Origin of the sequence: Pseudomonas sp. R9.37, from assembly GCF_963878885.1 — a bacterium.
Lineage (GTDB): Bacteria > Pseudomonadota > Gammaproteobacteria > Pseudomonadales > Pseudomonadaceae > Aquipseudomonas.
On sequence record NZ_CAWNZA010000032.1, the window covers coordinates 460,310 to 472,970 of the forward strand.

Genomic DNA, 12,661 nt, shown 5'->3' on the forward strand with positions numbered 1-12,661 from the left:
GGAGCCATCCTCTTTTATTAGACGCGTTCAATCGCCAGGGCCAAACCTTGGCCGACGCCCACACACATAGTGGCCAGGCCTCTGCGGCCGCCGGTTTTTTCCAATTGGTGCAACGCCGTCAACACCAACCGCGCGCCGCTCATGCCCAGCGGGTGGCCGAGGGCGATGGCGCCGCCGTTCGGGTTCACTTGCGGGGCGTCGTCGGCGATGCCCAACTCACGCAGCACTGCCAGGCCCTGGCTGGCGAAGGCTTCGTTGAGTTCGATGACATCAAAGTCGGTAACCGCCAGACCAAGGCGCTCCACCAGTTTGCGCACCGCCGGCACCGGGCCGATGCCCATCACGCGCGGTGCAACACCGGCACTGGCCATGCCCAACACACGGGCGCGGGCGGTGAGGCCATGCTTTTTCACGGCCTCGGCCGAGGCCAGAATCAGCGCCGCCGCACCGTCATTCACGCCCGAGGCGTTGCCGGCGGTGACGGTCTTGTCCGGGCCATTCACCGGTTTGAGTTTGGCCAGGGCTTCCAGGGTTGTGTCCCGTGGATGCTCATCCTGCTCGACCACGGTCTCGCCTTTTTTATGCGCGACGCGCACCGGCACGATTTCTTCGGCGAAAAACCCGGCGGCTTGCGCAGCGGCGGTACGTTGCTGGCTGCGCAGGGCAAAAGCGTCCTGGTCGGCGCGGGACACGTTGTAGTCGTCGGCGACGTTATCGGCGGTCTGCGGCATCGCGTCCACACCGTATTGGGCCTTCATCAACGGGTTGATAAAACGCCAGCCGATGGTGGTGTCTTCAAGCTTCATGTTGCGTGAAAACGCCGCATCAGCCTTGCCCATCACGAACGGTGCGCGGGACATCGACTCAACGCCGCCGGCAATCGCCAGCTCCATTTCGCCGCTGGCGATGGCACGGAATGCCGTGCCGATCGCGTCCATGCCCGAGGCGCACAAACGGTTGAGGGTCACGCCGGGAATGCTCTGCGGCAGGCCCGCCAACAGCAGGGCCATGCGCGCGACGTTGCGGTTGTCCTCGCCGGCCTGGTTGGCACAACCGAGGAACACTTCATCCACCGCCGCCCACTCCACCTGCGGGTTGCGTTCGATCAGGGCCTTGATCGGCAAGGCCGCCAGGTCATCGGCACGCACCGTGGACAAACCACCGCCAAAGCGGCCGATGGGCGTGCGAATGGCATCACAGATAAACACGTCACGCATCAGGCTTCTCCTGGCGCTTGGCCATGGGCGGCGGCAGTGCGGGCTTCGAGATCACGCAGGGCCTTGAGTTCGATGTCCGTCGGTGCGTCGGTGGTGCTTACTTGATCGGCAAACCGAATCGCCCAACCGGTGGCCGCGATCACTTGTTCGCGGGTAACGCCGGGGTGCAGCGCGGTGACCACAAATTCATGGCTGCCCTCTTCCGGCTCCATGATGCACAGGTCGGTAATAATCCCTACAGGGCCGGCGCCTGGCAGACCCAGTCGCTTGCGTGAGTCGCCGCCTTCGCCGTGGCCGACGGAGGTGATGAAGTCCAGCTTGTCGACAAACGAACGCGCCGACTGCTTGAGGATGATCAGCACGCTCTTGGCCGAGCCGGCAATCTCCGGCGCGCCACCGGCACCCGGCAGGCGCACTTTGGGCTGGTGATAGTCACCGACCACGGTGGTGTTGATATTGCCGAATCGGTCAACCTGGGCCGCGCCAAGAAAACCGACGTCGATGCGCCCGCCTTGCAGCCAGTAGCGGAAAATCTCGCCGGTCGGCACCACGGTGTCAGCGGTTTCTGCCAGTTCGCCGTCGCCGATGGACAGCGGCAAGACGCTGGGCTTGGCGCCAATCGGGCCCGATTCGTAGATCAGCACCACGTCGGGCGATGAGGTCAGGCGCGCCAGGTTGGCGGCCTTGGAAGGCAAGCCGATGCCGACGAAGCACACCGAGCCGTTCTTGAGGCGACGCGCGGCGGCGACGGTCATCATTTCATTGGTGGAGTAAGCCATCACTTGGCCTCCTGCGCGGTGGCCAGCTTGGCCTGGAATTCACGGAAGTCGGCAGTGCCGTGGATGTATTCGTCGATCCAGGCGGTAAAGGTCCCACGATCACGGGCGATCGGGTCCCACGCCTGATAGAAGCGGTTATCACGCTCGTTGTAGCCGTGCGCGTAGGACGGATGCGCGCCACCGGGTACATGACACACCGCCGTCAACGCCCAGGTCGGCAGCACGCAGCTGTTCATCGGCGCATTCAGGTCGTCAACGATTTCTTCGACGGTGACGATGCAGCGCTTGGCCGCCAGGGCCGCTTCTTTCTGCACACCGAGAATGCCCCAGAGCAACACGTTGCCCTTGCGGTCAGCCTTCTGTGCATGGATCACGGTGACGTCCGGGCGAACCGACGGCACCGCCGCCAGCACTTCGCCGGTGAACGGGCAGGTCACGGTTTTGATCAGCGGGTTGACCTTGGGCAAGTCAGAACCGGCGTAGGCGCGCAGCACCGCAAACGGCAGGCCGGATGCACCGGCGACGTAGGCATTGGCCAGGTCGGCGTGGCTGTGTTCTTCGATCTCCAGCGGTTGCGGCCATTGCTTCTCGACCGCGTCGCGCAGGCGATGCAGGGAGCCTACGCCGGGGTTGCCGCCCCAGGAGAAAATCAACTTGCGGGCGCAGCCGGCCCCGATCAACTGGTCGTAGATCAAGTCAGGCGTCATACGCACCAGCGTCAGGTCTTTCTTGCCCTGACGAATGATTTCATGACCCGCCGCCGTAGGGATCAGGTGGGTGAAGCCTTCCAGCGCGACGGTGTCGCCGTCGTTCACGAAGTGCTTCACCGCGTCGCGCAGCGCAAGGATTTCAGCCATGGGGTTGGGGCTCCCGGTGTTGATCGAAAAAGGCGCTGAGGTGGCGCCCAAGTGCCTGAAGATTAAGCCGGGGAAAGGGGTCGAACAATCCGATAATCGACTCAGCGTTCGATTATCGAACGGATTGTTGTCTAGCTAATCCTTGTACGAAACACTGAAATTCAACTGGGCTTAGTCCATGTGGGAGCTGGCTTGCCTGCGATGCAAACGACTCGGTTCGGCAGGTGAACTGAGTTGATGCAATCGCAGGCAAGCCAGCTCCCACAGAGGCGCCGACAGCCACAAGATCGGGTAAAGCCTCAGGTCGCATCCGCATGGCTGACCATGCCTTTGATCACAACAGCTGCCGTGGCCAGCGCCGCCGGAATCACCAGCGCCGTCAGCACCTGTTCGAAGTTCCAGCCCAAACCCAGCAACGTTGCGCCCATCCACGCACCGAGAATCGCGCCAAAGCGGCCGATGCCGAGCATCCACGACACGCCGGTAGCGCGGCCTTGGGTCGGGTAGAAGCGTGCGGCCAGTGACGGCATCGCCGATTGCGCACCGTTGACGCACATCCCGGCGACCAGCACCAAGGTGGCCAGCAGCGTGATATTGCCCAGGCTCTGCCCTACCGCGTAGGCGAACACCCCGGCCAGCAGATAGAAAGTGCCGATGACCTTGTGCGGATTGAAGCGGTCCATCGCCCAGCCCACGCCGACCGCACTCAACACGCCACCAAACTGGAAGAGCGCGCCGATAAACGCAGCCTGTTCCATGCTGGCGCCGCTGTCGCGCATCAGGGTCGGCAGCCAACTGGTCAGCAGGTACACGATCACCAGGCCCATAAAGTAGGTGAGCCACAGCAACAAGGTGCCAGCGCTGTAAGTGCCGGAGAAAATCACCGCGAACACGTTGCGCGCCTTGACGGTTTTTTGCTCGGGCACGCTGAAGCTGGTGGCGCGGGCGACGAGGTTGGGCTCGATGGGTGACAAGGTTTTGCGCACCTTGTCGGTGCCACGATTGCGCACCACGAGGTAGCGCGCCGATTCCGGCAACCACACCAACAGCACCACCGCCAGGATCAACGGCAGGATGCCGCCAATCATCAGCAAGCTGTGCCAGCCGAACGCTGGAATCAGCTTGGCCGAGATAAATCCGCCACCGGCCATGCCCAGGTTGAACCCACAGAACATGCTGGTGACCAGCAACGACTTGTGACGCTCGGGCGTGTACTCGGAGAGCAGCGTGGTGGCATTCGGCATCCCCGCGCCCAGGCCCAGCCCGGTGAGGAAACGCAACACCAGCAACTGGTCGACGTGAGTGCTGTAGGCCGAGGCCAGGCTGAACGCGCCAAACACCAGCACCGCACTCACCAGCACCACTTTGCGCCCGAAGCGGTCGGCCAACGGGCCGGAGCCCAGCGCGCCGAACACCATGCCGATCAATGCGGCGCTCATCACCGGGCCGAGGCTGGCGCGGTCGATGCCCCAGTCCTGCGAAAGGGCGGGCGCGATAAAGCCCATGGCGGCGGTGTCGAGCCCGTCGAGGAAGACAATCAGGAAACACAGGATCACCACGCGCCATTGGTAGCGTGACAACGGCTGGGCATTGATAAAGGACTGCACGTCCAGGTTAGTAACGACAGAGGGCTGATTCATTATTGTTATTTCCACACCGATGGGCGGGCGAACGACCTGAGGTCGTCATTATTATTGGGGCGGCGCTGATAGCGCTGCCGCACATTAATAAGCCAGGGGAAACACCGTCAATTGATCAAGCCGGGATCTGTGCGGTCATCGAACACTTAGGCAAACAGTTGCGCACTCAGCTCACGGCTCGCGCTGAGCATGCTCGGCAGGAAACGCTGCTCCAGCTCGCTGCGGCTGACACGACCGGCGTGAGTACTGACGTTGAGTGCGGCCAGCACTTGGCCGGACGCGTCGTACACCGGCACGGCGATGGAACGCAGGCCCTGCTCCAACTCCTGATCGACAATGCACCAGCCCTGCTGGCGTACTTGCTGCAGGCATTCGAACAACGCGTCGGCGGTGGTCAGGGTGCGGCTGGTCTTGGTTTGCAGGTCGGCGTGGTCGAGGTAGTCCTGCAGCGAGGCATCGTCGAGTGCCGCGAGCAGAATGCGGCCCATGGACGTGCAGTACGCCGGCAAGCGCCCGCCCACCGACAAATCCACGGAAATCAGGCGCTGGGTGGTGGCGGACCGGGCGATATAGAGAATGTCGTCGCCCTCCAGCGTCGCCATGTTGCAGGCTTCATGCAGTTGCTCGCTCATGCGATCAAGATAAGGCTGGGCCGACACCGCCAGTGGCGTAGAAGATAAATAGGCGTGCCCCAGGGTCAAGACTTTGGGCAACAGTGAATAGGTACGCCCGTCGGTGGTGGCGTAGCCGAGCTTGATCAACGTGTGCAGGCAACGACGCACCGCGGCGCGGGGGATTTCGGTGCGGTGGCTGATCTGGGCGATGGTCAGGTGGCGCTTGCGCTCCTGAAAGGCCTGCACCACGGCCAGGCCACGGGCCAGGGAAGTCATGAAGTCCGGATCACCGGTAAACGCCTGGATGCGCTTGGCCGGGGACGCCACGATCGGCGGCGCCACTGACGCGAAGGAGTTGCGCAATTGATCGTTCATTTCAGGGTCCTTTCTCTTATTTTCAACCGCTGGGAGGGTTGGCCGCTATTACAAGCCGCGCTGGCCAGAATGCACAAGGCGGGGCCAGCAACTTTGGGCGATTATCGGACGATCATGCGATTATCGCAATTTGCTGGTCCCGCAATGGCGTTCAACGAACGAGCACACTTATAGGAAGCGCCGAAGGGATCGCTCACGTTTAAACAGCCATCCGACATTTGTAAAAGTGCAGAACGTCAACACGGTTTTTTAGAAAAGACTGACACCTGTATGTAACAAAACCCTCACGCAACGTTGACGCTTTTTAACTTCACGCCGATAGTGTTATTCAAATACGCCGCTATAATGCAACCTGTGCAGAGGTCGGCCCGGTAACAATAATCGGGATTGGAGCTCGCCAGGCTTTGCAGCGTTCCAGCATCGCCGGTCACACGTATCCGCTTAAACGTTTTGCCCCTGGTGCCTTCTTTCAAACTTGAACAGTTCGCCTGTTCAACTTGAAACAGCCCGAGGACGACTTTCAAGCGTGGCGCTGCACATTCAATACACTCAACTCATTTAGGTAACACTGTGACGAAAGACGAACTGCGCGCGGAACTTGAGCGCCAGGAGCAACGTTACAAGGACGTTTACGGCGGGGAAATCACCACCTACGCCGCCCAGCCTGAGCCCGAGCGCAAGCCCTGGCGCAAACGAGCCAGTTTGCTCGATCAGGCATTTGCCCAGGAAATCCAAAAGATTGAACAGGAACTCAAAACCGAAGAGCCATAAGCGCTTCGATTTGAGCTTCAAGGTTTTGCCACCGCCGCTGGCGCATTGCCAGCGGCGGGCAACCTGATTTAATCAGGCTCCTACAGCCTTGAACGAAATTTCGTACAAGTGTTTCAAATGTGACAATTCGGTCAAAAAAACCCGCTTTTTCGACCCCGCGCTTTATAAATCAAAGACTTGCCAAAGCCCCGAAAACCCTGGGATGCGCACCCCTGCCCGGTTTTTTTTCAATGAAGATTGTTACCGATGAGCAGCTAGTGCATCGATTACTGAGGTTTTCTGGCATAATCGCGCCCCCTTACGACCGGGTCAGAAAACCTTCATGATCGATTTATTCAGCGGACTGGATGCGTGGGTTCTAGTGAGCCTGTTGCTCGCCCTGGCCTTTGTCCTCGCCTTCGAGTTCATCAATGGCTTTCATGACACCGCTAACGCGGTGGCCACAGTCATCTATACCAAAGCCATGCCGCCGCACCTGGCCGTGTTCTTCTCCGGGGTGTTCAACTTCCTCGGCGTGTTGCTCGGTGGTGTCGGTGTCGCGTACGCCATCGTGCATTTGCTGCCGGTGGAGTTGCTGATCAATGTGAACACCGGCCATGGTCTGGCTATGGTCTTCTCTTTGCTCGCAGCGGCGATCACCTGGAACCTGGGCACCTGGTACTTCGGTATCCCGGCCTCCAGTTCCCATACCCTGATCGGCTCGATCCTGGGTGTCGGCCTGGCCAATGCCCTGATCAACGATATTCCGCTGGCTGACGGTGTGAACTGGCAGAAAGCGATCGATATCGGCGCATCGCTGGTGTTCTCGCCGATGGCCGGTTTCCTGGTCGCAGCCCTGGTGCTGCTTGGCCTGAAATGGTGGCGCCCGCTGTCGAAGATGCACAAGACCCCGGACCAGCGCCGCAAGCTCGACGACAAGAAACACCCGCCGTTCTGGAACCGCCTGGTGCTGGTGATTTCCGCGATGGCCGTGAGCTTTGTGCACGGCTCCAACGATGGTCAGAAAGGTATCGGCCTGATTATGCTGGTGCTGATCGGTATCGTGCCGGCGCAGTTCGTACTCGACCTGGGCAGCACCACCTACCAGATCGAGCGCACCCGTGACGCCACCGTGCACTTGAGCCAGTTCTACCAGCGTAACAACGCCACCCTCGGCGAGTTCCTGGCACTGGGCAAAAGCGTGAAGGATGACCTGCCGGGCAAGTTCCAGTGCAACCCGCAGCAGACCGAGCCCACCATCAGCGCGCTGATGGAGACTTTGAAAGGTGTCTCGGACTACCACTCGCTGACCTCCGAGCACCGTATCGAAGTGCGCCGCTACCTGCTGTGCCTGGACGACACCGCGAAGAAAGTCGGCAAGCTGCCGGGCCTGGATGCGCGTAAGAAGTCCGACCTGGACAAGCTGCGTAAAGACCTGACTGCCACGACCGAGTACGCGCCGTTCTGGGTGATCCTGGCGGTGGCATTGGCGTTGGGCCTGGGCACGATGGTGGGTTGGAAGCGTGTGGTGCTGACCATCGGCGAGAAGATCGGCAAGCAGGGCATGACGTATGCCCAGGGCATGTCGGCGCAGATCACCACGGCGAGCATGATTGGCCTGGCCAACATCTTTAGCCTGCCGGTTTCGACTACCCATGTGCTGTCGTCCGGTGTTGCCGGGACCATGGTTGCCAATAAAAGCGGCCTGCAGGGTGGTACGGTGAAGACCATTCTGATGGCTTGGGTGTTGACCTTGCCGGCGACGGTGGGCTTGTCGGCCGGGTTGTTCTGGTTGGCCTCCAAGGCGTTGGGTAGTTGATAGGCTACTAGGCTGCGGCTGATAAAGAAGGCGCGATCTCTGATGGGGGTCGCGCCTTTTTTTGGGCTGCGGGTTAGTGTGAATATCTGTTGTTTGGGTGATGGCTGCTTTGGGTTCCGCCCTTACGGCGGGTCACTTTGGAAAAGCCCCAAAGTAACCAAAGGGCTCTTGCCCCACCACTCGGCCCCTCGCTTAGGCTCGGTGTGCCCTCACTCCGGTACTACGGAGCGGGCCGCCGCGACGGGGCGTCCCTGCCCCGTCGCGGCTAAACCGGCGTCCTGCCGGTTTAGCCGCTCCGTACTACCTGCGTTCGGCCAGCGTGGTTTAACGGGGCGCCTAAGATCAAGATCAAAAGCAGATCAAGATCAACAGCAGAGCACGGCGGCCTGGTAGCCGACCTGAGTGGTTAGATCAAAAGCGAAAGCGAGGCGGCCTGACAGCCGACCTGATGTTGGAGGCTGAACTCAATTCAATGTGGGAGCTGGCTTGCCTGCGATGGCATCTACTGGTTGTGCCTGATAGACCGGGGTGCCTGCATCGCAGGCAAGCCAGCTCCCACAGAAAAGCCAAGCAGTGCGGTGCTGGCGGTCTGTACTCGCTCCCACATTTGGATCTCTGTGTATCAGGTTGATGTGGTGTTGATCTGCTGTTGCTGTGCTTTTGCTTCAACCACTCAGGTCGGCTACTAGGCCGCCGTGCTCTGCTTTTGATCTTGATCTGCTTTTGACTTTGATCTTAGGCGCCCCGTTAAACCACGCTGGCCGAACGCAGGCTTGAATCCGTGGGTAACCCGGCAGGGCGCCGGGTTAGCCGTGTTGGGCCATGGATGGCCCGCGTCACGGCGGCCCACGGATTCAAGCCGGAGTGAGGGCACACCGAGCCCAGGCGAGGTGCCGAGTGGCGGGGCAAGAGCCCTTTGGTTACTTTGGGGCTTTTCCAAAGTGACCCGCTGTAAGAGCGCAACCCCCAGCCGCCGTTACCGCAGCAACGGATATACCCCCTAAAACCGCGGCCAAAAAAAAGGGCGACCGAAGTCGCCCAAAATGCCTTGCGTGCTCATATAACCCAGAAGAACTTACGGTTCTTTACGCTTATTAGCGTCCTTCCAGATAAAAATTCCAAACCCTACAAAAAACAACACCATGAGGCTGACAGTCAACACTCCGGCAAACACTACATTATCGAAAAACATGACCGGCCTCCTGCTCGTGCCCTGTTGCGATAGGGCTAAGTTAAGGGAGAAGGCGGATTGGAAAATTGACGAGGATCAATGTCGCCCGCAACGGGGCGTAAAGAAGGGCAATAACTGACCTGCATCAACAGATGCAGGTTGTTTCAACGCTTTTTCGGCTTGTTCTTCGGCTTTTTCTTAACTTTGCCCAGTGGCATCGCTTGCTCAAACGCCTGGCGCACTTCATTCAGGCGCTTGTCATTAAGGTCATGCACGCGTTTGGCGCGTTCGGCATTCAGGTCAATCAGTTTGTCGTCATCACTCATGGCTTGGCTTACGTTGTGGCGGGAATGGCCCAATAATGCGGCCTCCCCCGCCCAACGGCAAATCAGCGGGCGACAAAATGCAGGGCATCGCCCAAAATCGACCCTTCCCACTCGACTCAGGAGGCGCACTCAGGTGGCACTGCACAAGGACCTTCCGCCGCTGCTGGCCCTGCGCGCCTTCGAAGCCGTCGCGCGGCACTTGAGTTTTATCAAGGCGGCGAACGAGCTGTCGGTCACCCAAAGTGCCCTGAGCCACCAGGTGCACAAACTCGAACAGCATCTGGGCAAACCGCTGTTTATCCGCCGCACCCGCGCGATAGACCTGACCGCCGACGGCCAACGTTACTACGCCGACATCCGCCCCGCCCTCGACACCATTGCCGCCGCCACGCGCGCCCAAAAAACCGCGCCCGCTACCACCGTGCTACGCGTCGGCCTGCTGGCATCCTTCGCCACCCTGTGGCTGGCCCCACGCCTGGCCGGCTTTCTCAACCGTTACCCGCATATCCAGGTCGAGTTGCTGCCGGCGATTCAATTGGCCAACGTCGCCGCGGCCGAGGTGGATCTGGCCATCCGCTATGGCAAAGGCGATTGGCCGGACGTACACGCCACCCGCCTGATGCCCGAAGTGATCTCGCCGGTGTGCAGCCCGGCCTTCAAGGCCGGCCAACTGCACAATGGCGCGTTATTGATGGCCACCTCGCACCGTCCCTTCGAATGGACGGACTGGTGCGCGCATTATCACGTCGACCTCGAGCACCACCCCCGCGTGATGCTGCACGACTACAACATCGTGGTCGAGGCCGCCGTGGCCGGCCAGGGCATCGCCATGGGCCGGCACCGTCTGATCGAGCGCAAGCTGCAGGAGGGCAGCCTGGTGGAAGCCTTCGACCGGCCGCCCTATCACAGCGAAATCGGCTACTGGCTGATCGCTCCCCAAGGCCCCACCAGCGACGCGGCCGAATGCTTCAGCCAGTGGTTGAAGGATGCCTGCCGCGACGCGTGAGTTTTTTCGATACGTCAGGTGAGATCTATCCGTTTGTCGCCCGACGGCTCAGCCAACATGCTGAAACCTTACTCCCCTAGAGGATTCAACATGCGCGACTCCCTTCGCCAACGCGTGCAAGCCCTTGGCCTGACGCTGCCAACGCCCAGCCAGCCAGCGGCCAACTACATCAACCATGTGATCAGCCAGAACCAGCTGTTTATCTCTGGGCAAATTCCCATGATCGATGGCAAACCGGCCTACATCGGCCGGTTAGGCGAAACCCTCAGCGATGAAGAAGGCGCCCAGGCGGCAGAGTTGGCGGCGCTGGGCCTGTTGGGGCAATTGAGCGATGCCGTCGGTGATGACCTGTCGCGCGTGGTGCGCATTCTGCGCCTGGGTGTGTTCATTGCCAGCAACGGCGACTTCCAGCGCCAAAGCGTGGTCGCCAATGGCGCATCGAACCTGGTGGTCAACGCCCTGGGTGACAAAGGCCGGCATGTGCGGACTGCCGTCGGTGTGTCCAGCCTGCCGGCCGGCGTGGCGGTGGAGGTTGATGCGATTTTCGAGTTGCAGCCGTGAGCCCGCTCGAAGTCCAGCAGCTGCGCGACGCAACGCCCGGCTGCCAGTCGGGCATCGTGCACTTTAACCACGCGGGTGCCTCACTGCCCAGCCAGGCCACACTGGACGCAATCATCGACCAGTTGCAACGCGAAGCCCGCAACGGCCCGATGGAGGCCGGCGAGCAGGGTGCCGTGCTGGTAGAAAAGGCCCGGCGCGCAGCCGCGCAACTGCTCAATGCGCCGACCTCGTCGATCGCATTCGCCAGCAGCGGTTCAAGCGCCTGGAGCATGGCCTTCCAGGCCTTGGGCCCATGGCAACCTGGCGAGCGCATTCTGGTCGGTCGCCACGAATGGGGCGGCAACCTGGCGAGCATGCAGCAGGCGGTGCAAGCCGGCGCACGGATAGAAGTCATTCCCTGCGATGAAACCGGCGCAGTCTGCCCGGTGGCGCTGGAGTCGATGATTGATGCCAGGGTCAAGCTGATCGACTTGACCTGGCTGCCGGCCAACGGCGGCGTGATCAACCCTGCCCAGGCGATCGGCGCAGTGGCCAGGCGCCACGCCATTGCCTATTTCATCGACGCCGGCCAAGCGGTCGGCCAACTGCCGGTGGATGTGCAGGCGCTGCACTGCGACGTGCTCAAGTCGGCCGGCCGCAAACACCTGCGTGGGCCACGCGGCACGGCGTTACTGTATGTGCGACCGGATTTTCTCTCGCAGCTCAATCCCGCCCAGCGCGACGTGTTTTCCGCACCCTGGAGCGCCGAAGGCTTCGACCTGCGCGATGACGCCCGGCGCTTTGAGACCAGCGAGGTGTCTTTTGCCTTGTTGGCTGGCTTGGGCAATGCGTTGCAGGAGGCGAATCGACTGGGCGTGGAGCACACGTGGGAAAGGGTCTTACAACTCAGTGAGCGAATCCGTGAAGCATTGCGTCAGCTGCCGGGGGTTTCCCTGCACGACCTGGGCACGGCGCATTCAGGACTGATCGCCTTCAACCTCGCAGGCTGGGACGCCTTCGAACTCAAACGACGCCTGGGGTTGAAGCGAATCAACATCGGCGCAAATGGCGTGGGCTACACGCCGCTGGACATGCAGGCGCGAGGGCTGACGAGCGTTGCGCGGGTGTCGGTCAGCCCGCTCAACACCGAACACGACATTGAACTGCTGATCAGCGCGCTACGCGAATTGCGTGACTAAACCTCGACGTCCACCCACAGGCCCTGGCGCGGCGCATCTTCGATCAGCGGCACCACCGGCACAGTGTTGTCGGCGTTGAGCACATCGCCGGGGATCGCCAGGTGTACTTCGGGGTCTTCATCGGCTTCGCGCCGGCGCTTCTGCTGTTCCTGCTGGCGGCGCTGTTCCTCGCGCAGCAGCAAGGTTGACTGCTCGGCATCGCCCTTTTTCAGGTCGATCGTGCTTTCGTTGGAGCCCGCTTGCACTGGCACCACGGGCGGGATATCCGGCTTCTGACGCACCGGGTCGAGTTGTGACGTGACCGGCACAACGCTGACGGGCAGCATGGGTGGCAGCATAATAATTATTCTCCTGATCAACAGGCTGTC

14 protein-coding genes are annotated in these 12,661 nt (G+C 61.1%); 5 read left to right on the forward strand and 9 right to left on the reverse strand.

The genetic code is table 11. The features are described 5' to 3' along the window. Positions 1–17 precede the first annotated feature (17 nt). From pcaF to AACU78_RS17995, 6 genes are all read right to left on the reverse strand, one after another. Complete coding sequence (pcaF, locus tag AACU78_RS17970) at positions 18–1,220, reverse strand: 3-oxoadipyl-CoA thiolase (RefSeq protein WP_177410082.1); 1,203 nt, start codon at positions 1,218–1,220, stop codon at positions 18–20. Next, a complete protein-coding gene (locus AACU78_RS17975) occupies positions 1,217–1,999 on the reverse strand; it encodes a CoA-transferase subunit beta (protein WP_177410079.1) in 783 nt (260 codons plus the stop codon). The genes pcaF and AACU78_RS17975 overlap by 4 nt, the downstream gene beginning before the upstream one ends. Further along, complete coding sequence (locus tag AACU78_RS17980; RefSeq protein WP_106577089.1) at positions 1,996–2,853, reverse strand: CoA transferase subunit A; 858 nt, start codon at positions 2,851–2,853, stop codon at positions 1,996–1,998. The genes AACU78_RS17975 and AACU78_RS17980 overlap by 4 nt, the downstream gene beginning before the upstream one ends. A gap of 299 nt (positions 2,854–3,152) precedes the next feature. Then, entirely contained in the window at positions 3,153–4,493 is a 1,341-nt protein-coding gene (locus AACU78_RS17985; protein WP_106577090.1) for an MFS transporter, read from the reverse strand. Positions 4,494–4,639: 146 nt separating this feature from the next. Beyond that, a complete protein-coding gene (gene pcaR / locus AACU78_RS17990; protein WP_106577091.1) occupies positions 4,640–5,482 on the reverse strand; it encodes a pca regulon transcriptional regulator PcaR in 843 nt (280 codons plus the stop codon). 284 nt (positions 5,483–5,766) lie between these two features. Next, entirely contained in the window at positions 5,767–6,006 is a 240-nt protein-coding gene (locus AACU78_RS17995) for a hypothetical protein (RefSeq protein WP_124416644.1), read from the reverse strand. A gap of 46 nt (positions 6,007–6,052) precedes the next feature. Here AACU78_RS17995 and AACU78_RS18000 point away from each other — a divergent pair, with 46 nt between their 5' ends. Further along, on the forward strand, positions 6,053–6,253 hold the full coding sequence (locus tag AACU78_RS18000) for a hypothetical protein (protein WP_057701255.1): 201 nt from the start codon (positions 6,053–6,055) through the stop codon (positions 6,251–6,253). Positions 6,254–6,575: 322 nt separating this feature from the next. After that, positions 6,576–8,051, forward strand: a complete 1,476-nt coding sequence (locus tag AACU78_RS18005) for an inorganic phosphate transporter (protein WP_106577092.1) — start codon at positions 6,576–6,578, stop codon at positions 8,049–8,051. 1,075 nt (positions 8,052–9,126) lie between these two features. On the opposite strand, the gene ccoM is transcribed toward AACU78_RS18005, so the two are convergent. Continuing rightward, positions 9,127–9,243: a cytochrome c oxidase subunit CcoM gene (gene ccoM / locus AACU78_RS18010; protein ID WP_017137226.1), complete on the reverse strand. Its 117-nt coding sequence runs from the start codon at positions 9,241–9,243 to the stop codon at positions 9,127–9,129. A 143-nt stretch (positions 9,244–9,386) separates the two neighbouring features. Then, the gene (locus tag AACU78_RS18015; protein WP_017844811.1) at positions 9,387–9,548 is read right to left on the reverse strand and encodes a hypothetical protein; all 162 of its coding nucleotides are present in this window, start codon (positions 9,546–9,548) and stop codon (positions 9,387–9,389) included. Between the two features lie 133 nt (positions 9,549–9,681). On the opposite strand from AACU78_RS18015, the gene AACU78_RS18020 reads away from it, so the two are divergent. From AACU78_RS18020 to AACU78_RS18030, 3 genes are all read left to right on the forward strand, one after another. Continuing rightward, positions 9,682–10,554 (forward strand): LysR substrate-binding domain-containing protein, encoded by an 873-nt coding sequence (locus tag AACU78_RS18020; protein ID WP_106577093.1) that lies wholly within the window; start codon positions 9,682–9,684, stop codon positions 10,552–10,554. 90 nt (positions 10,555–10,644) lie between these two features. After that, positions 10,645–11,115 carry a RidA family protein gene (locus AACU78_RS18025; protein ID WP_106577094.1) on the forward strand — a complete coding sequence of 157 codons (471 nt, stop codon included), beginning with the start codon at positions 10,645–10,647 and terminating at the stop codon, positions 11,113–11,115. Beyond that, positions 11,112–12,293: an aminotransferase class V-fold PLP-dependent enzyme gene (locus tag AACU78_RS18030; RefSeq protein WP_106577095.1), complete on the forward strand. Its 1,182-nt coding sequence runs from the start codon at positions 11,112–11,114 to the stop codon at positions 12,291–12,293. Before AACU78_RS18025 ends, AACU78_RS18030 begins: the two co-directional genes overlap by 4 nt. On the opposite strand, the gene AACU78_RS18035 is transcribed toward AACU78_RS18030, so the two are convergent. Then, positions 12,290–12,631, reverse strand: coding sequence for an aspartate-semialdehyde dehydrogenase (locus tag AACU78_RS18035; protein WP_106577096.1), 342 nt, complete (start codon positions 12,629–12,631; stop codon positions 12,290–12,292). The two genes, AACU78_RS18030 and AACU78_RS18035, sit on opposite strands and share 4 nt — an antisense overlap. Positions 12,632–12,661 lie beyond the last annotated feature (30 nt).